The sequence below is a fragment of the Bacillus silvicola genome (assembly GCF_050524305.1).
In the GTDB taxonomy this organism is placed as follows: Bacteria; Bacillota; Bacilli; order Bacillales; family Bacillaceae_G; genus Bacillus_A; species Bacillus_A cereus_AT.
On record NZ_JBNGVC010000012.1, the window covers coordinates 263200 to 285337 of the forward strand.

The following is a 22138-nucleotide window of genomic DNA, read 5'->3' on the forward strand; positions in this document are numbered from 1 at the left end:
TACCATTCGCATAAAATATGAATACTGTATATACTATAACTTTTTTAATTTAGGAGGACAAAATGAAAGCTGTTATTCTTGCTGGTGGGTACGGGACAAGGATTGGGGAAGAAACTCATTTAAAACCAAAACCTATGATTGAAATTGGAACAAAACCTATTCTATGGCACATTATGAGTTTGTTTAGTCATTACGGAATTACTGAATTTATTATTTGCTTAGGCTATAAAGGATATGCAATTAAAGAGTTCTTTTTAAATTACAACTTACACATGTCAGATTTCACAATACATTTAAGCGATAATACAATTACTAACCATTCTCATCGTATTGAACCTTGGAAAGTTACACTAATTGATACCGGTCTAAATACTGAAACGGGTGGACGGGTTAAAAAAATACAAAATTACGTCGGGGACGAACCTTTTTGCCTTACTTATGGTGATGGATTAAGTAATGTAAATATAAAGGAACTAATTGCATTTCATAAAAATCACGAAAAAATAGCTACCGTTACTGCCGTACAGCCTCCAGGAAGATTTGGATCTCTCGTTTTAGATAAACAATCTGTCACATCCTTTCAAGAGAAGCCACTAGGTGATGGTGGTTGGGTGAATGGTGGTTTTTTTGTTTTAAATCCTGATATTTTCAATTATATTAGCGGGGATAAATCTATTTTTGAAACAGAAACTTTAGTGCAGTTAGTAAATAAAAATGAATTAGCAGCCTTTCAACATACTGGTTTTTGGCATCCGATGGATACATTGCGCGATAAAAATAAATTAGTCGAGCTATGGGAAAATAATAAAGCTCCGTGGAAGGTTTGGTAATATGGCTTCATCATCTTTTTGGAATAAGAAAAAAGTATTTATTACGGGACATACTGGCTTTAAAGGTTCATGGCTCACCCTTTTTTTAACTTCTTTAGGTGCAGAGGTCATCGGCTACTCTTTTCAGCTTCCATCCTTCCCTAACCTTTTTGAACAAGGTAACGTGGCAAAAGAGTGTACGACAATTAAAGGCGATATTACAGATTACGATTCTTTATTCCATGCCCTGAAACAACATACTCCTGACATACTATTTCATTTAGCAGCCCAACCAATCGTCACCACTTCATATAAAAATCCTATCGAAACATTTAAAACGAATGTTTTAGGTACTGTTCACGTATTAGAAGCGGCAAAACATATAGAAAGTATACGCTGCATCATTAATGTTACAAGCGATAAATGTTATGAAAATGATGGGAGCGGTAACCGGGCATTCGTGGAAAGCGACCGACTTGGAGGGTTTGATCCTTATAGTGCTAGTAAAGCTTGTGCTGAACTAGTTGCAACGTCATATCAAAAATCATTCTTCCGCACTAACACTCAGAAAATTGCCTCAGTCAGAGCAGGTAACGTCATCGGCGGCGGTGATTGGGCAGAAGACAGATTATTCCCAGATATCATTCGAGCGTATTTACAAAATGATACGTTAAATATTAGAAACAAAAACGCTATTCGCCCGTGGCAACACGTATTAGATCCTTTACATGGCTATATCCTTTTAGCTGAAAAACTTTGGGAAAATACCGAATATGCAGAAGCTTGGAATTTCGGCCCGATGAATGAACCTAACAGAACGGTTCATGATGTCATTCAATCTATAATGAAATTATGGAATAAACCACTAACAATCCTTTCTCCTCTTACAAATACTCCTTATGAATCACCTACTTTAACACTCGATAGTACAAAAGCAGTAAATAAACTCAGTTGGACTCCTAAGTTATCAACAGATCATTCTATCGCTTGGGCTGTTGATTGGTACAAAGAATATGCATCTGGTCAAAATATGGAATCTTTCACGCGACAACAAATCGATGCATTCAAAAATTTATAAGGGGGCTATAAAATGGAACAGAAAAAATGCCGTTTTTGCCACTCATTACTAACAAATACTTTTTTAGATTTAGGAGTTTCCCCTCTCGCTAACTCATTTGTAGCTCCTGAAAACTCATATAAAATGGAACCATTTTATCCGCTGCACACATTTGTTTGTAACTCTTGTTTGCTTGTACAATTAGATGAATTTGAATCTCCGCACAATATTTTTCATGACTATTTATACTTCAGTTCTTACTCATCAAGCTGGCTACTACACGCTAAGCAATACGTAGAAATGGCAATTAAGCGTTTTAACTTAACAAACCATTCAAAAGTGATTGAAATTGCGAGTAACGACGGGTATTTATTACAATACTTTCAAAAAGAACATATCGAAACGTTAGGAATTGAACCAGCAAAAAATGTAGCAGAAATCGCTATCCAAAAAGGAATCCCTACTAAAGTGAATTTTTTCAGCAACGACTTAGCAAAAAAATTACCACAAGCCGATTTAATCATCGCAAATAACGTATTAGCACACGTTCCGAACTTGCATGATTTTGTCGCCGGTTTAAAAACGTTATTAAAACAAGATGGCACGATAACAATTGAATTCCCGCACTTATTAAATCTCATATCATTTAAACAGTTTGATACGATCTACCATGAGCATTTCTCCTATTTCTCACTTATAAGTCTTCAAAAAGTTTTAACTCATCATCATTTACAAATTGTTGATGTAGAAGAGCTTTCAACGCACGGTGGTTCATTGCGTATTTTTATAAACCATCATAGTGACTCATCCACTATCCATTCCAATGTTACAAACTTAATCCAAAAAGAAGTAGATCACGGGCTAGATACATTAGATTGCTATCTCCTTTTTTCTAAACAAGTGGAGCAATTGAAAATAGATATTTTGAAATTTTTTATCGAAGCAAAAACTTTAAACAAACAGGTTATCGGCTACGGAGCTCCCGCTAAAGGAAACACCCTTTTAAATTATTGTGGAATCGGAAAAGAATTCCTAGCTTATACGGTAGACAAAAATCCCCATAAACAAGATCTCCTTTTACCAGGAACTCGTATCCCTGTAAAATCTCCAGAAGAAATTCAGCACACTAAACCTGATTATATTCTCATATTACCTTGGAATTTAAAGGAGGAAATTATGAAAGAATGCTCCTTCATCCATGAATGGGGCGGCAAATTTTTAGTGACGATTCCAGAAGTTGGGGTAATTGAGCCATGAAAAAAATCCTTATAACAGGCGGTAGTGGATGGATAGGTAAGTATGTTGTACATTCACTTATAGAAAAGGGCTATGAAGTGCACGCCACTTATAATAAAAATAAGCCTTCTCACCTTTCCTGCCATTGGCATAAAGTAAACTTGCTTCGCGATGAAGAAGTAAAGAAACTCATTTACGAAATTAAGCCTACTTATCTTGTTCATTTAGCTTGGGAAGCAGTGCCACCCAAATGCTATGTATCCATCAATAATTATTATTGGCTCCAGTCCAGTATTTCTTTAATTCAACACTTCACAACATGTGGTGGAAAACGAGTCGTTGTAGCAGGTACAGGTGCAGAGTATGAATGGTTTAACGGTGTATTATTTGAAGATTCTCCGCTTCTTTCCTATAAAACACCTTATTCATTATGTAAAAATGCATTACATTCCTGGTTACAATCGTACGCAAAACAAACCGGCCTCAGCATGAGCTGGGGCCGAATTTTTCATATGTATGGTCCTTATGAACATGGCAATCGTCTCATTTCTAATATTATCACTTCATTATTAAAAAACGAGGAAGTACTATGTACACATGGAAATCAATCTCGAGATTTTCTCCATGTGAGTGATGTCGCTGATGCTCTTGTTACCTTATTACAGTGTAACGTTACAGGTACGATAAATATCGCTTCTGGTCACTCTGTACAAATTAAAGAATTAGCTTCTATCATTACCAAAAAGATAGGAAAAGAAAATCTAATTAAACTAGGTGTTATCCCTTTTCCTAAAGATGAACCTTTATTTGTCGGTGTTAATGTGGAACGTTTAAAAACTGAAGTAAAATGGGTACCAAGATACAATCTAAACGAAGGAATTGAGGAAACTATTTTCTGGTGGGAATCATTTATAAAAAAGCATAACGATACGCAGCACTAAAACGTAAATCCTTCGTCCCTCTCGCTAATTCCCTATACCATTCTTCCAATCTTTCAGGTGTAATAATGTGATGTGTCCCCATTCCTGCATGCTTACTACCTTCAGAAAGAGTCGGACCAATTTGTAATTTTCTCTTCCTCATCTCATCATTCCACGGACTAAATCCAAGCCATGCAATACAAGCAAGAGGTGGGTAATTCATAAATTCATGTGCAGTTAAATGTCTTCCAACTGTGTAGCTTCCATGTTCATTATTATGAATGAACCTACCTCTTCTCCATAATCTCCAATCTTCTGGTAAGTAACCATGAAATCGCTGTTTCATTAAAGGCATATCATACTTAAGTTCTGGATAACTATAGTCAGGATTATCGACCATGATAAGCCCTTCCAGCCAGTACATCTTTCCTCCCATTTCATTAAGTGATTTCCAAAATTGTTTTTTATCTTGAACACAAAGAAACTCCGTCGTATTTAAAATCATTTTCCAACCTTCTAATTCTTGTTCTACATGCATTACTTCACGGTCAGTTGCTAACGCATCAAATTCTGGATGTGCAGAATCTCGCACTTCCCAATGCGGTGCGAATTTTTTGCAAATTTCGACTGAACGATCTGTAGAACCTTTATTAATTAAAATACCATGATCAAACAGTTTCGTATGATGCATAAGCCACCACGGTAATAAATATTCTTCATTGTAAAAATGAGAAATAACGGTTGTAGTTATAATAATCTCCTCCTCTTTCTCTATTAATCTACTTTTTCATCCTACTCTTAATATACTTATCAGTTATGCAATTGGTTTCTTTTATTTTAAAAATATGTTTTTCTACCATATACTATGCTTTCTTCGACAACCACCATTTTCTAAAGAATCAACTCCGTACAATTAACATCCCAATAAACTGAAAATTAAGTTATAATATCATTATAAAATTATGAAGGAGGAATGCGCTCATGTACTACAACACTTCATTCGAAAACGATCAACCTGTAGACCGTCTATAATCTAAGACGGGCATTCATATAACAAGTGCACTATGCCTCGTCTTAGGGAATAAATCATAACCCTAAAAATAGACGGAGGTAATTCAAATGAAACAAACAATTTTAGGAGCTATATGTTTATCTCTAGCAGCAAGTATTTGGGGCGGTATGTACGTCGTTAGTAAATACGTACTCGACTTTATCCCGCCACTTACACTCGTTTGGCTACGTTTTATTATCGCTTTTGTTGTTTTATATGTGATTTTGAAAATAACTGAAAAAAAGCAAAAGAAAAAAGTAACCATCCACAAAAAAGATTGGCTATCATTTGCTTGGATTGGATTCATCGGGTATTTCATTTCGATCACATGTCAATTTATCGGAACGAAATTATCCGATGCTCATACAGGCTCCTTAGTGACATCAGCTACCCCTGCATTTATGGTTATATTTGCAGCGCTCATTTTAAAAGAGAAACTAACTACTCGTAGACTTTTATCAACTATAATAGCGACAATCGGTGTCATTATCGTTATCGGATGGGATATTGAAATCGGCTCCTATTTTATCGGTACAATCATTTTAGTTGGAGCCGCTATTACGTGGGCTTTACTGTCCATTTATGTAAAAATCGCTTCAGCTCGATTTTCATCTTTAGTTATTACAACGTACGCAATATTTTTTTCACTCTTTTTCATTACACCTTTTATGATATGGGAATTCCAATCAAGTCCTATTGAACATATGAACATGTACGTATTATTAGGCGTACTCTATTTAGGAATCGTCTCAACCGCAGGTGCATTTTTCCTTTGGAATAAAGGGTTAGAATTAATGGATGCTAGCATCGGTTCCTTATTTTTCTTCTTTCAACCTATCGTCGGTTCAATACTTGGCTGGCTCCTATTAAATGAGACGTTAAGCAGTAACTTTTTCATTGGTGGTATCCTTATTATATGTAGCGTTATAATTACGACTTTTGAAAAGAGAACGTAGTATAAAAAAACAGGCAGAGACTTAGTCTCTGCCTGTTCGCATAATTGGCTCTTGGTCGTGAAAACCAATACAAATTGGTATATTACTTTGTAATCCACCACATGCACTTATAAAACTACACACTGTTCTTGCAATTAAATATAAAGTAATACCTACAGACTTTTTATCTGAATCAAAGCCATTTTCACCATAAATATCAGCTAACTCTCCTAAAGATGGTCCTTCTATTTCATCCGTCCAATCACTTGACCAATCTTCATCTTCTTCTTCAAGAAACATGTAATCGTCACAAATATAGAACTGACTATCCCACTCATTATCAAGATCATACTCAAAATAAATCGCCTTTGCTTCTTCACTTCCAGCAATTTCTAACGCTTCTTTCAAACCTATTCTCATACTTTCCTTGTATGAATTTAATGGAATCCATTTAATTCGCTCCGCATGCTTACTTGATGCTAGTGTGCTACAAATATCATAATACTTCGATTCAATTTGAGATACTGATAACGAAAATACATCCTCTTGCATTTCCTCTAAATGCTGAAAAACATCCAAACTATTTCACTCCATACTCTTTACGCAGGCCAATGCGCTGGACGAGACAACACTTTCGGTAATTTCGTATGTTTGTCCCCTTTCGCCGCGTTAATTTGAACTTGTGTAAGAAAAATACTATTTGTAAAATCCGTCCCGCGAATATCTGCATCTCGCAAATCTGCTCCGATGAGATCTGCTCCTCTTAAATCTGCACCGTTTAAGTTAGCCGCAATTAAGTAAGCTCCTCTTAAATTCGCCCCTTGCAAATTTTTCTTTTTCAGATTTGCTCCCATAAGGTCTGCTCCGCGGTGACTAATTCGTTTCTTACGCGTGACATTCATTTCCTTCCAAACTAGCTCACTCGTTTCTAAAAGTAAAACATTTACTTCTGCACGGTGTAACGGGATATTTACTTTCATTAACTCGTCCGCAGTTAAATTCGAAAGGCGCTCTGTCTCTTCAATTGCTTTACTTAGTTCTTTATGAATTGATTGTGTCCCATTTAAATGAAGAGCCTCAGTCAAATACCACAGCATTTCATGAAGCTGATGCATAACTGGAAAAGCATCATACATTTTTCTCGCATGCTTAGCATCTTTCCGCCAATCAATCCCGTTAAATGTAACTTGAGAAATCTTCTGTCCAGCGCCAAAACATTCAAATACTGTACAACCTTTATAACCTTTTCCTCTGAGATCTTTATGTATGCTACATTTATAATCTGACTGTAAATTAGAACATGGCTTCCCACCATCTTTATTCACCGCAAAATCTACCGATGCTGCGAACGGTAACGCCACGCAACATAAACCGAAGCATTTTTCGCAGTTTGCTTTTAAATGATCGTTATGATTAGTCAAAATATATACCCCCTGTTGTCTTTTGACTATTTCATAATATTCCAACTGCACTAAATAATCAATTTTAAAATAAAATAGCATCTTTCATTTCAATTCATAACTTTATCCTGCAATTTCCTTTCAATTGAAAAAGACAGTTTCTATCAAATGAATTATAATTAAATTACAAATATTCAAATTAAAAGGAGACTTACTATGGCACTCGAAATGAAAACAAACTGTCAAATTTGCGATCATTCCCTTCAGCCCGATTCTGAAGCATACATATGCGTGTATGAATGTACATTTTGTGCACCATGTACAGAGGAAAGACAAAACGTTTGCCCGAATTGTGGCGGCGAGTTAGTACGTAGACCGAAAAAGAAATAATAAAAAGCAAAGCGATATCGCTTTGCTTTTTATTATTTTCTGGGTATCTGAAATTATATCAACGATTTTTTAATATATCGACTTACTGGTAAACAACGAGATTTCTACATGAATTGAGTTTCAATCCCTCTCATAAGTTACACATTTAAAAATTTAACACACACAGGCTCTGGTACAACAACATCAGGTTGTAAAAGTGTTAACTTTCCTGTAGATTCATTTCTTGAAAATAGTACAAGATTATGTGACTTTTCATTTGTCACAACAAGGAACTTTTCAGTAGGATCTAATACAAAGTCCCTCGGCCAATTTCCTTCTGTAGATGTATGTTCAACAAATGTAAGCTGACCTGAATTTTGATCCACGCTGAAAACAGCGATACTATTATGACCACGATTACCTGCATATACAAACCGGCCGTCAGAAGAAATATGAATCGCACTTCCTTGACTATTCCCATCAAATTCTTCTGGAATAGTAGAAATATACTGCAACTCTGTAAAGGCCCCTTCTGACGGGTTATATGTTAACACAATAACCTCTGAACTAAGCTCAGTCATCACATACGCATACTTTCCATTCGGATGAAAAGTAATATGTCTCGGACCACTCCCTGGATTTACAGATAAACTATTCACTTCTGTTAATGTACTATCTTTTATTTCATACGTAATTAATTTATCTATCCCTAAATCAACACCCACCACATATTTTTCATCAGGAGTATATCCCGCGTAATGCGCATGTGGTTTTTCTTGCCTTTCCCTATTCGGACCTGAACCTTTATGCGTCATAATAGATGCGGCAGGATTTACAGTTCCATTTTCTTCATTTACTACGAAAGACTCAATCGTTCCTTTATGATAATTCGCTGTAACTACCGTATGATTTCCACTATCAACACTCACATGACAAGGAGAAGCACCTTCTACTACTTGTCTATTTCCCGCCTTTAGTTCTCCAGTATGACTTTCAATCGAATAAGTAGCTACTCCGCCATTTTCTCCTTCCTTAACAACAGAATAGAGATATTCATTATTTCGATTAATCGTTACATATGTAGGGTTATCCAGCTTGGCCGCAAGTGTTACATTACTAATTTTTTTCGCTTCCGTGTCTAACGTAAACTTATATATTCCTTCACTATTTTCTTTCGTGTATGTTCCAACATATCCAATAAACTCTTTGTTATCCTTCATTTTCATAACCCTCTCTCCCTATATTTTTCGTTCATCATACTTCTTAAAATATTTTATGTTGAAAGAGTATCCTAAAAAATCGGAGTACCTCTTTATACGTTACCATATTTTCCTGCTAAATAGCTTTTAAACCCACTTTTTTTGATACGCTGCTATACTTTCGTATTCTTCTTCCAAGTGACGAGACAGACGAATATAGATTGGCGTTAAATCTTTGTATTTCTCCACACTTTCCACGTTTGGCTCATGATAAAAATTTGCACCTACCATTTCAGAAACTACGTGTAATGTATCTACTTCTCCTAAGCTATATAAACCGAGAATCGCAGCTCCTAAGCAAGAGCTTTCGAAACTTTCCGGAACATATACGTCTTGATGAAAAATATCCGCCATCATCTGTCTCCAAAGTTCCGACCTTGCAAATCCACCTGTCGCTTGAATTTTTTTCGGTTCACCAATGAGTTCTTTTAAAGCAAGAAGAACTGTATACAAGTTATAAATGATCCCTTCTAAAACAGCGCGAATAAGATGTTCTTTTTTATGATGCAATCCAAGTCCAAAGAATGATCCTCGTGCATTGGCGTTCCATAAAGGTGCTCTTTCTCCTGCTAAATATGGATGAAATAATAAACCATCAGATCCAGGATTCACTTTTGCTGCTATTTCCGTAAGCACTTCATATGGATCTTTTCCTAAACGCTGCGCATGCTCAACTTCTAACGTACATAATTGATCGCGAACCCACCTAAAAATCATACCACCGTTATTAACCGGTCCGCCAATTACCCAAAGATCCTCAGTTAACGCATAACAAAAAGTCCTACCCTTCGGATCCGTTACAGGATGATTTGTTACAACTCGCACTGCACCGCTCGTACCAATTGTAATAGCAACTACTCCAGGTTCTATTGCATTTACACCTAAATTCGATAATACCCCATCACTCGCACCTACTACAAAAGGAGTAGTAACAAGTACATTCATCTCTTTTGCAAGTTTTTCATTTATTCCTATTAAGCTGTGCGTCGTTGGAACAAGTGTAGAAAGTTTTTCATCTGAAATCCCCGCAACACGAAGAGCTTCCTCATCCCATTTTATAGATTTTAAATTGAACATCCCTGTCGCTGATGCTATAGAATAATCAATTACATATTCCTTAAATAACTTATAAAAAACATACTCTTTAATAGAAATGAATTTATAGCTTTTGGCGAACAATTCTGCCTGCTCTTTCTGAAGCCAAACTAATTTCGAAAGTGGTGACATAGGATGAATTGGTGTTCCAGTACGAAGATATATTTCATGACCATTCATATCATTTTTTATTTTCTCTGCCCAGCTTGCGCTTCTATTATCTGCCCAAGTAATACATCGCGTTAATGGATTTCCTTCTTTGTCTACAGCAATGACGCTATGCATTGCCGAGCTAAAAGAAACACAAAGAATATCAACCGGCTGTACATTACTTGATTGTATAACTTCTTTAATCGTATGTATCACTGCTTGAAAAATCTCTTCCGGATCTTGTTCTGCTATTTCCGGCGTGGGAGAATATAAAGGATATTCAATTCCATGACTTGCAATAACAGATCCATCAGTCGAAAATAGAACTGATTTTGTACTAGTTGTTCCAATATCTACACCGATCATATATTTCGAGCTCACCATGTAACCCCTTTCAAATTATTCCTATAACAAAAGAGCACTATGATTTTGATTTATACAAAAAAGACTCTCCCTTATGAGAGGTACGCGCTAACTAACTTTACTCTCATAAGGGAGGCCTTTTCATATCTATTGTGCTAATTTGAAAAAGAATCGTTTCTTTATTATATTACCGTTTTCACGTAATAAGATGCCAAACTCGAGATTAAGTTTATAGGATGAAGTTACATAGAGATTGGCCCTCCCGTGAAAAAGCAATTGGTGAAACTTTACTTCATTATAACTTAGGCGCTTTCGCCCAATCCGCAGCAAACTTTTCAATACCTTGGTCTGTTAATGGGTGCATAGCAAGTTGTTCAATTACTTTATAAGGAATTGTTGCAATGTGAGCACCTGCCATCGCTACACGAGTTACATGATCCGGGTGTCTGACAGAAGCTGCAATAATTTGTGTATCTAATTGATGAACATCGAATAATTCAGCAATTTTAGCAACTAATAATACGCCATCTTCAGAAATATCATCTAAACGTCCTAAAAATGGAGAAACGTACGTTGCACCTGCTCGGGCTGCTAAAAGAGCTTGGTTCACAGTGAAAATAAGTGTAACGTTCGTTTTCACACCTTTTTCAGTAAGATAGCGACAAGCTTCTAATCCTGCTAGCGTCATCGGAAGTTTTATCGTGACGTTTTTATCACCACCGTTAATTTTAATTAATTCTTCTGCTTGAGCAATCATTTCTTCAGCTGTAACAGCATCTGGCGTTACTTCTGCCGAAACAGACTCAACTTTAGGTACTGCCTGACAAATTTCTGCGATACGATCTTCAAACTTAACGCCCTCTTTTGCTACTAAAGAAGGATTCGTTGTAACACCAGCTAAAACTCCAAGTTTATATGCTTTTTTTATGTCCTCAAGATTTGCAGTATCAATAAAAAACTTCATGATCCATTCCCTCCATTTTTTAAACGTTAACGAGTTAAATTTTTAAGATGTTTATTTCTTTTCTACTGCATGTCCGCCAAATTCATTGCGCAGAGCTGCTACAACTTTTCCTGTAAATGTATCATTGTCTAATGAGCGGTAGCGCATTAATAGAGACATTGCGATAACAGGCGTTGCTGTTTGAAGGTCTAATGCTGTTTCTACTGTCCATTTCCCTTCACCAGAAGAATGCATAACACCCTTAATTTCATCTAGTTTTGCATCTTTAGAAAATGCATTTTCAGTTAATTCCATTAACCAAGAGCGAATCACTGAACCGTTGTTCCATACTCTTGATACTTTTTCATAATCGTAATCAAATTCACTTTTCTCTAAAATCTCAAATCCTTCACCAATAGCAGCCATCATACCGTATTCAATTCCGTTATGAACCATTTTTAAGAAGTGACCACTACCAGCTTTTCCAGCATATAAGTATCCATTTTCTACAGCTGTATCACGGAAGACAGGTTCAATGATGTCCCAAGCTTCTTGATCTCCTCCGATCATGTAACAAGCACCATTACGAGCGCCTTCCATTCCGCCAGAAGTTCCTGCATCCATAAAGTGAATGCCATCTTTCTTTAGTTGCTCGTATCGGCGAATAGACTCTTTATAATGTGAATTACCAGCTTCAATTAAAATATCTCCTTTTGAAAGCAATGGTGTAACCTCTTCAATAACAGAATCAACAACAGCGTGCGGAACCATAACCCAAAGAATTCTTGGTGATTGTAATGACTGAACAAGTTCATTTAAGCTAGATACACCTGTAGCTCCGTACTCTTTCATTTCTTCTACTGCACTTGAATTTAAATCAAATGCTACTACTTCATGTTTATGATCCATTAAATTTTTCCCTAAGTTTAATCCCATTTTACCTAAACCAATTAATCCTACTTGCATAATATAATTCCTCCTCAAATCATCTTTTATTAAAAATCCATATCACTACAATCTGGAATACCTTTCAGCACTAATAAGTTAGTATGTACAGAAAGGTATTCACAGTCATAGCTTACGAATTCAATACATTTTTTGTAATTTGAACAACATTTTCTGTCGTAAATCCAAATAGATTCATGACTTCAGCTCCAGTTCCTGAAGCTCCAAATGTTTCAATCGATAATATTTTTCCTTCTTGTCCTACATAACGCTCCCATCCAAGAGATACACCCATCTCAAGAGATACTCGCTTCGTTACAGAAGACGGAAGAACTGATTCTTTATATTCTTTCGATTGGCGATCGAATAACTCCCAGCTTGGCATTGCAACGATACGAACAGAAACTTGATCCTCTTCTAATTTTGCTTTCGCACTAGCAGCTAAGGATACTTCAGAACCTGTCGCAATTAAAATCACATCCGGCTTTTCATTCGTTTGTGTTAATACATAAGCTCCTTTAGAAAGATTCTCTATGTTCGCTTTCGTTTCATTAAACACCGGTAAATTTTGACGGCTAAGTACTAAAACGACTGGACCATCCGTTTGCTGTAAAGCATAAGCCCAAGCACTCGCTGTTTCATTTGCATCTGATGGGCGGATAACTGTTAAACCAGGAATTGCCCGAAGAGCTGCCAATTGTTCAATTGGTTCATGCGTTGGACCATCTTCTCCTACAGCAATCGAATCATGTGTAAATACGTAAGTAACAGGTAACTTTTGCAATGCAGCAAGTCGAATAGATGGACGAAGATAATCATTAAATACAAAGAATGTACTAACGAACGGTTTTACTCCTCCATGAAGTGCAAGCCCATTCGCTGCCGCGCCCATTGCATGTTCACGTACACCGAAGTATATATTTCGGCCAGCATACGATTCTACCGCATAGACTGCTTCACCTTTCATATCTGTCATAGTGGAATGTGAAAGATCCGCACTTCCACCGAAAATAGAAGGTATCGATTTCACATAATGATTAATAGCTTCTCCACTTGCAACACGCGTCGAAATTGCTTTATCCATACCAAAGGATAGAATGTCTTTCGCTTCAATTAAAACCTCACCTGTAATCGCTTTTTCTAATTCATCTGCTAGTGCAGGATTCGATTCTCTGTATAGATTGAACTGATCATTCCAGTCGTTCTCTTTTTCAATACCTTTTTGTTTAAGTTCATTAAAATGAGTTTTCACTTCTTCAGGCACAAAGAAGTCTTCCTCATAATGCCAACCATACACTTGTTTTGTCGCTGTCGCCTCTTCTACTCCAAGCGGATTACCATGTGCTTTGTTTGTTCCAGCAACTTTTGGACTTCCATAACCTATAATTGTTCTGACTTCTATAAGAGTAGGTTGGTCTATATTTTCTTTTCCTAATTGAATGGCTCTTGTGATAGCATCAACATCGTTTCCATCTTCAACTCTTACATATTGCCATTGTGCAGATTCTACCCGTTTCTGAATATCTTCAGAGAAAGCAATGTTTAATTCACCATCAAGTGAAATTTCATTTGAATCATACAATACAATTAACTTACCAAGTTTCATATGTCCTGCCATTGACATCGCTTCATAAGAGACACCCTCCATTAAGTCACCGTCTCCAACTAAAGCGTACGTATTGTGATCTATAATAGAGTGACCATCCTTATTGAACTTCGCTGCTAAATGAGCTTCTGCCATTGCCATTCCGACAGCATTGGCAATCCCTTGTCCTAATGGGCCTGTAGTCGCTTCAACTCCAGAAGTGTGACCAAACTCAGGATGTCCTGGTGTTTTACTATTTAACTTTCTGAAGCTTTTCAAGTCATCAATTGAAACGTCATATCCAGCTAAATGAAGTAAGCTATATAGTAGGCTCGATCCGTGTCCCGCTGATAAAACGAATCGATCACGGTTAAACCATTTTGGATGATTAGGATTATGATTTAAATGATTCGCCCATAATGCATAAGCCATCGGTGCTGCTCCCATCGGAAGACCTGGATGACCTGAGTTTGCCGCATTAATAGCATCAATTGATAACGTACGAAGTGTATTCACTGCTAATTGATTTATGTTTTGTGTCATAGTAATCGTCCCCCTAAATACTTTCATTAAAGAAAGTACTTATTTTTCCGTTTCTTGATCTAACCACCATTTAAATCCACTTTCTTGCAATAATTCATTAGACGCATCTGGACCATATGAACCAGACTCATATTCATGAAGTGGTAATACGTTTTCCTCGAATGCTTCAAGAATTGGTTGTACCCATTCCCATGACAATTCAACTTCTCTCCAATGTGCAAAGAATGTAGCGTCTCCATTCACAGCATCATGGATAAGTCTTTCATATGCTTCAGGTACTCCCACATCCGCTTGCTCGCAAGTAAAGTTAATACGGATCGGTTCAATCTCTCCATTTTTCAATGGATTTTTACTATTTAATTGTAATGAAACATTCTCACCTGGGCTGATTTCAATTATTAATAAGTTAGGCTCTGCATTTGGATTATTATCTTGATATTGTTGTTTTAACGTATTTTTAAATTCGATTACAATACGAGTAGACTTTTCTTTCATTCTTTTGCCTGTTCTTATATAGAAAGGAACGCCAGTCCAAAACGGATTATCGATCCATAAGCGTGCAGCAACAAATGTGTCTATGTTAGAAGAAGGATTTACTCCTGGCTCCTCTTTATATGCTACAACTTGCCCGCCTTTTATCTCTCCTGAAGAGTATTGTCCACGAATAATATGGTTCTGAACGTCTTCTTTTTTCACTTTACGAAGCGTCTCCATTACCTTTCGTTTTTCCTCTCGAATTTCACATGCGTTAATTTTTTCCGGCAGATTCATAGCAGTCATCATTAATATTTGTAACATATGATTTTGAACCATATCTCGAATGGCTCCAGCCTGATCATAATATCCTGCCCTTTCTTCAACCCCAACTGTTTCACTAGCTGTGATTTGTACATTCGCTATATGTTCTTTATTCCAAATCGATTGGAGAACAGGATTTGCAAATTCAAGTGCTTCAAGATTTTGAATCATCGGCTTACCTAAATAATGATCTATACGGTATATCTCGTCTTCTTCAAACGTTCGACTAAGCTTATCATTAAGTTCACGCGCAGATTTAAGATCATGCCCGAACGGTTTCTCAATCATCAGACGTTTCCATCCATCCGTTTTATCAAGTCCGCTTTCCTTAATATTTAAAGCGATTATCTCGAAAAATTCAGGTGCAACTGAAAGGTAGAACATTCTATTACCTTTTATGTTTAGTTCTTCTTCCCTTTCACGAACGACTTGTAATAATCTCTCATAGTCTTCCGGCTTACTCACATCTAATGGACAATAACGAAAATTATCTAAAAAACCTTCGAGTTCTGGAGTACCTTCTTCTCTATGACGGGAAAACGTCTCTATTGATTCTTTTATTCTTTTTTGAAAATCTATATGAGATACTTCACGTCTTCCAAGCCCAATAACGGATATTTGCTTTGGAAGCTTTTGATCTCTATATAAGTTATATAGTGCGGGGTAAATTTTACGTTTCGCTAAGTCCCCTGTCGCTCCAAATAAAACAAAGGTCATTGATTCCAATTTCAGTCCCCCTCTTGTTGTATAATCCTGGTCAATATATTAGAAATGAATTGTACAGAAGCCCATGTTTTATAAAAAACAAAGAGTTATCAAATTCCAATTCTTTTTTATACCTTTCGCTTTCTAATTGTCCCCAATATTAATAGTGCCAATTCAAAGCATTTCTACCACAACTTACTTATTTATCAAACTTAACAAACTAATGTATATTCAATTACTTTTAGTAATTAAATAACCTTACGTCTAGTATATTAACTATATAAATTACTATCGTCAATAAAAATGCCTCGAAATAAAGATTCTTTATTTCGTAATAGTTTTTTTGTGTATTCCTAGTTACCATCCATTTTCAAAGATAATGATCAATACAATAAATATCAGCTTTATCAAAACTTTTAATTACCTTCGTATTTAACTCACGAGCAGATTTTACACTATGACCAAAAGGCTTTTCTAAAATGAGACGGTTCAATCCTTTTGTAGCCCACAATCCACTTTCCTTAATATTTAAAGCAATTACATCAAATACTTCTGGTATAACAGATAGGTAAAACATGCGATTTTTAGGAATGTTTAATTCTGTTTCACGCATCTTTACAAGACTCAACAAATCTTGATAGTCCTCTATATTCGCTGTATCTAATTGACAATAACGAAATGTGCTAATAAATTCTTCTACTCCCGATTCGTCATCAGTAGATATTCTAGAAAATGTAGCAAGGGATTGTTCTACCTTTGTTTGAAATTCCACATCTGACATTACCCTTCTGCCAATACCGATAATCGAAATAGATTGCGGTATATTTTGATTACTAAATAGTTTGTATAAAGCCGGATACATTTTGCGTGTCGCTAAATCCCCTGTCGCTCCGAATAAAAGAAATGTCATTGAATCCATTACTTGTTCATTTCCATCTCTTGTAATACATTTTTATCTCCATATTGCATAAGTCCTATCGCTTTCATTCTTTATACTCCTTTACAACGCAGGGAAATGAGGTAGTACTTCTTCTCCTAGCTCATCCAATACTTCGTCAGCCGGGCGTTGACCATCAAATAGAGCAAGGAATAAATGATTCACACCAATACTTCGGTATATATCAAGTAATTCAATTAGTGCCTTACGCCCTGTACGGTAACCTAAACGTATTGGTGTAGGTCGTTCATTTGGATCTTCGGATAAGTCTAAATGCATCGGCTGTATAAATGGTTTGAATACATCTTGGTGATAATCCTCTACTAGTTCTCGCCATTGTCCAATTGCTGCTGCCTGATGTACCGGACTACGTGGGTAATACATCCATCCATCGCCATGTTCAGCGAACCATTCCATATTTTGTTGACTAAAACCTGTGATAAAGGTTGGAACGTGCTTAGACGGTTTTGGAACTAAATTCGCTCCATGCACTTCTCCTAGTGTCGACTGGATAGATGGGAAGTTTTTATACAAAATCTCTTCCAAGTAAGCAAACGCTTCTCTAAACTTTTCACCTCGTGTTTCATGACTAACACCTAACGCCTTAAAATCAGCACGTCTGTCACCGGATGAAACGCCAAGCATAATTCTTTCTGGAAATAGTTGATCCAATGTCGCAATTTCTTTCGCCACACGCAATGGATGACGAAGTGATAATACAGTTGCCGACGTTCCAAATGCGATTTTCTCTGTTTTGCTTGCTAAATACGTCAAATAAATCATCATATCGTGAATTTGACCTGTTGCAGGATCGCCAAAGTCAGGATCTTGTAGTAAAACATCTCGAAGCCATACGCCTGTAAAACCGTATTGTTCCGCTTTTTGTACTAACTCTACTTGTTTTTCCATCGTTGGAGCATGAAACTGATAATTTTCAATCGGAATGTGAACTCCTAACGTAAGTTGATCTTTTGCAAACATACGATTATATCCAAAATGATTCGCAAACTTTTCCATGTGTTTCACTCACTTTCCTTCATTCATATAAATCTATAATTTTCTTTAATTTTCGGTATTTTTTTCCAGAATTCATAAACAATACTGTACACCTTGTTGCCGATGGTAATCGTATTACCCCAAACATAATCGTTATAACTTTGTGCTCCGAGTGTTATTATAAATCGGTCATAACATGAATAACAGTACGTACTTTAAAGTGATGTAGGCACTTTTAAGTACCTATACTAAGTGAGTAATAATAAAGTGAAACTTTAATCAGTGGGGGTTTTGTTCATCCCCCACTGATTATTAGTTGAACCAATCGGGCTTTTACAGGCAGCCCGACCCCCACATAACTTCTTTGCTTCCGCTGAATTTTGAGGTGGGGGTCTTACTGCCCGGCAAATAGCAGAATAAACGTAATTAATAAATCATGCTGTAAAAAATAACATCTATCCTTTCTTCAAAAAGCTTTACAGTTGCTTTTGCAAGTGCGTTACATCATTCCACACACTTTCCTCTTCTTTATATAAGATTCTCACTAGCCAAATTCAAAATATTATACTTATTTTTTGTGCTTTGCTATGCTATAACCACGAACAGGAGGTAATAAACAATGAAAGCACAAGTTATCCATTCTTTTGGGGATTCATCTGTATTTCAATTAGAAGAAGTTTCAAAACCGAAAACTTTACCAGGTCATGTTCTCATTCATGTAAAAGCAACTAGTGTAAATCCAATCGATACAAAAATGCGTAGTGGTGCCGTTTCATCAGTTGCTCCTGAATTTCCAGCTATATTACACGGGGATGTAGCAGGTATTGTTATAGAAGTGGGAGAAGGCGTTTCAAAATTCAAAACTGGTGATGAAGTATATGGATGTGCCGGAGGTTTTAAAGAAACTGGTGGGGCACTTGCAGAATTTATGCTTGCTGATGCACGACTGATTGCTCACAAACCTAACAATTTAACAATGGAAGAAGCAGCTGTCTTGCCATTAGTTGCAATTACAGCTTGGGAATCTTTATTTGATCGTGCAAATATTAAACCTGGTCAAAATGTTCTCATTCATGGAGCTACTGGTGGCGTGGGACACGTTGCCATTCAACTAGCTAAATGGGCAGGTGCTAAAGTTTTTACAACAGCTTCTCAGCAGAACAAAATTGAAATAGCCCATCGTCTAGGAGCCGACATAGCTATTAATTATAAAGAAGAATCTGTTCAAGAATCTGTTCAAAAACATACGAATGGCAACGGATTTGAAGTTATATTTGATACGGTAGGTGGCAAAAATCTTGATCATTCTTTTGAAGCTGCTGCAGTCAATGGAACTGTCGTAACAATTGCAGCTCGTTCAACCCATGACCTCTCTCCTTTACACGCAAGAGGACTTACTCTGCACGTTACTTTTATGGCGTTAAAAATATTACATACAGATAAACGTGACGCTTGCGGGGAAATTTTAACTAAACTAACTCAAATAGTAGAAGAAGGAAAACTTCGTCCATTGCTAGATTCGAAAACTTTCACGTTTGATGAAGTTGCACAAGCACATGAACACTTGGAGTCGAATAAAGCAATAGGTAAAATAGTATTGAAAAACGTTTGGTAACTATAACTCGATAATAAAAATAATGATTCATTCATGCGGTTTAGCTTATTAAGCTTAATGCATAGATTAATTGTACAAATGTTAAACAAGGCGATCAAAAATGATCGCCTTGTTCTTTTTAAAAATATAATAGTGTTTTTTGGATTTCACCGATAGCATATCCCTATCCCTAAATAAAGCGAATAACTCTACTATAACTAGACCGTATTATTACATTTGAATATTACTTATGAAATTTCACACGCTCTTCAAGCGGTTGGAATTCTTTTTCACCTGGTGCAGCTATTGGATTACCAAATGGCATTTGTGCAATTAGTTTCCAATTAGCAGGGACATTCCATTCTTGTTTTACCTCATCGTCAATTAATGGATTATAATGTTGTAAAGATGCCCCTAATCCCTCTGCTTCTAAACCTGTCCACACGACTAATTGATGCATACCTGATGCTTGGTGTGACCAAATTGGGAAGTTTTCAGCATATGCAGCAAATTTTTCTTGAAGCGATTTAACGATAGCTTCATCTTCAAAGAATAGTACAGTTCCATAACCAGCTTTAAAGGAATCCATTTTTTGTTGCGTTCCTGAAAAATCTCCATCTCCAACTACTTTTCTTAATGTTTCAGTTGTAATATCCCATAATTTATTATGAGCTTCACCAAATAATACAACTAATCGCGCAGTTTGAGAATTGAAAGCTGAAGGAGTATATTTCACAGCAAACTCCACGATTTCTTTAATTTTTTCATCTGATACTTGTACCTCTTTATTAATCCCATAGTAAGTACGTCTTTCTTGCAATGCAGTATAGAAATCTTTTGTCATAATTCAATTCCTCCTAAGTTTTAATATTCTTCAAAATGATACATCTCGAAGATAATATGCGTTTAAATGAGTCCATTTTTGAATCATTGAACTTCATAACACCCATTGTCAGTCATTCTGAATCTAAACACACTGCTTCCTTTAGTTGCCCTAAAAAAGCCTTATTACATCATTGATACAATCTAGTGATCATTCGGTACTATTTTACCCATTCTCTATTCATGTATCCTGCGTGTTTCATATTTACACAAATATGAAAATAACCTTAAATTGATGGTCAAAAAAGCCAGGTAGCATGAATAACGCATCACCTGGCTTTTTACATTTTAAATTTAAGTTCAACTAAACATTACCACTGAATAGTAGTAAAAACTATACCCGTCACTTATTTAATAATTAACATCTCATAAGGATGTTGTTCCATAAATCTATTCTCCCAAGGAATCTCTAATGATGTCCAATTTGAACCACCGTCTACTGACTGATAAACCCCTTTATTGCTAAATAGATAGAACGTTCCATCACTTGTTGCCTTTAATACTGGTATGATTGTGCCTTTAGGAGTTGGTAAACCTACATTCATTTCTGCCCAAGGCTGATCTTTTTCTTTCTTATAAATAAATGATTCACATTTTCCATTATTGTAATCATGCGCTACATGTGGATTTGAAGATGTCGCGATAATAATATTTTCTGGATCATTTGGGTTAACTGCCATTTGATATGCGTAATGATGCTTTAACCCACTACACATATAGTTCCAAGTCTTACCTCCATCATTACTCTCCGCATATTCTTGACCTGGTTCTTTCAAGAATGAATCACCTAACACCCCATATAAACGATTTGGAGCATTGCGATGCGATTTAAGAATATGAATATCTTGAGGATAGTTCCCCTCTTTTTCCTCAGTCCACGTCATACCGCCATCTACACTTTTAATTAATCCCCCAACCTCAATCGTTGTATAAATAGTTTCTGGATTATTAGCATCAATTTCAATATGTTTTACGTGGTGCGTATATGTTCTTTGAGGAAAGAACCATGATGAATACGATGGCATTTGTCGATAATCCGTTAGCAATTCAAAACTGTCTCCTCCATTTTTGGATACAAACATGGCGCTCGGTTCAGTTCCTACATATACGATCCCGTTACCGTCATCACCCTTCTCTGGAGATACAGAAACTGCTGTAATAGCTCTCATATGAATAGCATTGGCTGGGAACACTTCACCAAAAGAAGGTAACGTACCAATCGCTTCCCATGAACTTCCTCCATCTTTGCTTCTCCATAATCCCCTATCAAAAGTACCACAATACATTCTTTCTTGGTCGTATGGATCTAAAGCTAACGCAACTGGATTAGCACCTACAAACTGTGATTGGACGCTCCATGTTGAGTCTTTTTTTTCTGCAATTACAAGTTCTCTATCAAACGCTAATATGAATTTTTCCATAACTAAAATCTCCTCGTTTCATAAATTCCCTACTATATTATTTAAATTTTGAACATTACAAGTTAAGAAATGATATTTATATGCTATAGCATATAAATGATGAATTTTATAAGGAATATGTGATTAATAACTTACATTATATAAT

General features: G+C 36.3%; 20 protein-coding genes. 7 read left to right on the plus strand and 13 right to left on the minus strand.

Annotated features, from left to right (window positions below; genetic code table 11):
• Positions 1 to 62 precede the first annotated feature (62 nt).
• From rfbF to ACP6L7_RS13230, 4 genes are read left to right on the plus strand one after another with little or no spacing between them, the layout of a single operon-like run.
• Positions 63 to 830, plus strand: coding sequence for a glucose-1-phosphate cytidylyltransferase (rfbF, locus tag ACP6L7_RS13215; RefSeq protein WP_097833220.1), 768 nt, complete (start codon positions 63 to 65; stop codon positions 828 to 830).
• 1 nt (position 831) lies between these two features.
• Entirely contained in the window at positions 832 to 1887 is a 1056-nt protein-coding gene (rfbG, locus tag ACP6L7_RS13220) for a CDP-glucose 4,6-dehydratase (RefSeq protein ID WP_097833221.1), read from the plus strand.
• A gap of 12 nt (positions 1888 to 1899) precedes the next feature.
• The gene (locus tag ACP6L7_RS13225; RefSeq protein WP_097833222.1) at positions 1900 to 3123 is read left to right on the plus strand and encodes a class I SAM-dependent methyltransferase; all 1224 of its coding nucleotides are present in this window, start codon (positions 1900 to 1902) and stop codon (positions 3121 to 3123) included.
• Positions 3120 to 4043 carry an NAD-dependent epimerase/dehydratase family protein gene (locus ACP6L7_RS13230; RefSeq protein WP_141533419.1) on the plus strand — a complete coding sequence of 308 codons (924 nt, stop codon included), beginning with the start codon at positions 3120 to 3122 and terminating at the stop codon, positions 4041 to 4043. The genes ACP6L7_RS13225 and ACP6L7_RS13230 overlap by 4 nt, the downstream gene beginning before the upstream one ends.
• On the opposite strand, the gene ACP6L7_RS13235 is transcribed toward ACP6L7_RS13230, so the two are convergent.
• A complete protein-coding gene (locus tag ACP6L7_RS13235) occupies positions 4012 to 4797 on the minus strand; it encodes a glycosyltransferase family 2 protein (protein ID WP_097833223.1) in 786 nt (261 codons plus the stop codon). The two genes, ACP6L7_RS13230 and ACP6L7_RS13235, sit on opposite strands and share 32 nt — an antisense overlap.
• Before the next feature lie 344 nt (positions 4798 to 5141).
• Here ACP6L7_RS13235 and ACP6L7_RS13240 point away from each other — a divergent pair, with 344 nt between their 5' ends.
• Complete coding sequence (locus tag ACP6L7_RS13240) at positions 5142 to 6029, plus strand: DMT family transporter (protein ID WP_097833224.1); 888 nt, start codon at positions 5142 to 5144, stop codon at positions 6027 to 6029.
• Between the two features lie 21 nt (positions 6030 to 6050).
• Here the strand turns inward: ACP6L7_RS13240 and ACP6L7_RS13245 are convergent, their stop codons facing one another.
• The gene (locus ACP6L7_RS13245) at positions 6051 to 6587 is read right to left on the minus strand and encodes a hypothetical protein (RefSeq protein WP_097833225.1); all 537 of its coding nucleotides are present in this window, start codon (positions 6585 to 6587) and stop codon (positions 6051 to 6053) included.
• A gap of 20 nt (positions 6588 to 6607) precedes the next feature.
• Positions 6608 to 7429 carry a pentapeptide repeat-containing protein gene (locus tag ACP6L7_RS13250; RefSeq protein ID WP_097833226.1) on the minus strand — a complete coding sequence of 274 codons (822 nt, stop codon included), beginning with the start codon at positions 7427 to 7429 and terminating at the stop codon, positions 6608 to 6610.
• Between the two features lie 195 nt (positions 7430 to 7624).
• On the opposite strand from ACP6L7_RS13250, the gene ACP6L7_RS13255 reads away from it, so the two are divergent.
• Positions 7625 to 7798 (plus strand): DUF1272 domain-containing protein, encoded by a 174-nt coding sequence (locus tag ACP6L7_RS13255; RefSeq protein WP_001162783.1) that lies wholly within the window; start codon positions 7625 to 7627, stop codon positions 7796 to 7798.
• Positions 7799 to 7935: 137 nt separating this feature from the next.
• Here ACP6L7_RS13255 and ACP6L7_RS13260 read toward each other — a convergent pair whose 3' ends face one another.
• From ACP6L7_RS13260 to ACP6L7_RS13295, 8 genes are all read right to left on the minus strand, one after another.
• Entirely contained in the window at positions 7936 to 9003 is a 1068-nt protein-coding gene (locus ACP6L7_RS13260) for a lactonase family protein (RefSeq protein ID WP_097833227.1), read from the minus strand.
• Between the two features lie 120 nt (positions 9004 to 9123).
• Positions 9124 to 10665 (minus strand): gluconokinase, encoded by a 1542-nt coding sequence (gene gntK, locus ACP6L7_RS13265; RefSeq protein WP_097833228.1) that lies wholly within the window; start codon positions 10663 to 10665, stop codon positions 9124 to 9126.
• A 274-nt stretch (positions 10666 to 10939) separates the two neighbouring features.
• Positions 10940 to 11608: a fructose-6-phosphate aldolase gene (gene fsa / locus ACP6L7_RS13270; RefSeq protein WP_000667692.1), complete on the minus strand. Its 669-nt coding sequence runs from the start codon at positions 11606 to 11608 to the stop codon at positions 10940 to 10942.
• Positions 11609 to 11659: 51 nt separating this feature from the next.
• On the minus strand, positions 11660 to 12553 hold the full coding sequence (gene gnd / locus ACP6L7_RS13275) for a phosphogluconate dehydrogenase (NAD(+)-dependent, decarboxylating) (protein WP_097833229.1): 894 nt from the start codon (positions 12551 to 12553) through the stop codon (positions 11660 to 11662).
• Between the two features lie 112 nt (positions 12554 to 12665).
• Positions 12666 to 14660, minus strand: a complete 1995-nt coding sequence (tkt, locus tag ACP6L7_RS13280) for a transketolase (protein WP_097833230.1) — start codon at positions 14658 to 14660, stop codon at positions 12666 to 12668.
• 39 nt (positions 14661 to 14699) lie between these two features.
• Positions 14700 to 16184 (minus strand): glucose-6-phosphate dehydrogenase, encoded by a 1485-nt coding sequence (zwf, locus tag ACP6L7_RS13285; protein ID WP_098361765.1) that lies wholly within the window; start codon positions 16182 to 16184, stop codon positions 14700 to 14702.
• Between the two features lie 349 nt (positions 16185 to 16533).
• Positions 16534 to 17082, minus strand: coding sequence for a glucose-6-phosphate dehydrogenase (locus tag ACP6L7_RS13290; RefSeq protein ID WP_097833232.1), 549 nt, complete (start codon positions 17080 to 17082; stop codon positions 16534 to 16536).
• Positions 17083 to 17163: 81 nt separating this feature from the next.
• Complete coding sequence (locus tag ACP6L7_RS13295; protein ID WP_097833233.1) at positions 17164 to 18117, minus strand: LLM class oxidoreductase; 954 nt, start codon at positions 18115 to 18117, stop codon at positions 17164 to 17166.
• Between the two features lie 598 nt (positions 18118 to 18715).
• On the opposite strand from ACP6L7_RS13295, the gene ACP6L7_RS13300 reads away from it, so the two are divergent.
• On the plus strand, positions 18716 to 19711 hold the full coding sequence (locus ACP6L7_RS13300; RefSeq protein WP_430529281.1) for a zinc-dependent alcohol dehydrogenase family protein: 996 nt from the start codon (positions 18716 to 18718) through the stop codon (positions 19709 to 19711).
• 223 nt (positions 19712 to 19934) lie between these two features.
• On the opposite strand, the gene ACP6L7_RS13305 is transcribed toward ACP6L7_RS13300, so the two are convergent.
• Both ACP6L7_RS13305 and ACP6L7_RS13310 read right to left on the minus strand, forming a co-directional pair.
• Complete coding sequence (locus tag ACP6L7_RS13305; protein WP_097833235.1) at positions 19935 to 20534, minus strand: nitroreductase family protein; 600 nt, start codon at positions 20532 to 20534, stop codon at positions 19935 to 19937.
• A 385-nt stretch (positions 20535 to 20919) separates the two neighbouring features.
• On the minus strand, positions 20920 to 21993 hold the full coding sequence (locus tag ACP6L7_RS13310; protein ID WP_097833236.1) for a WD40/YVTN/BNR-like repeat-containing protein: 1074 nt from the start codon (positions 21991 to 21993) through the stop codon (positions 20920 to 20922).
• Positions 21994 to 22138 lie beyond the last annotated feature (145 nt).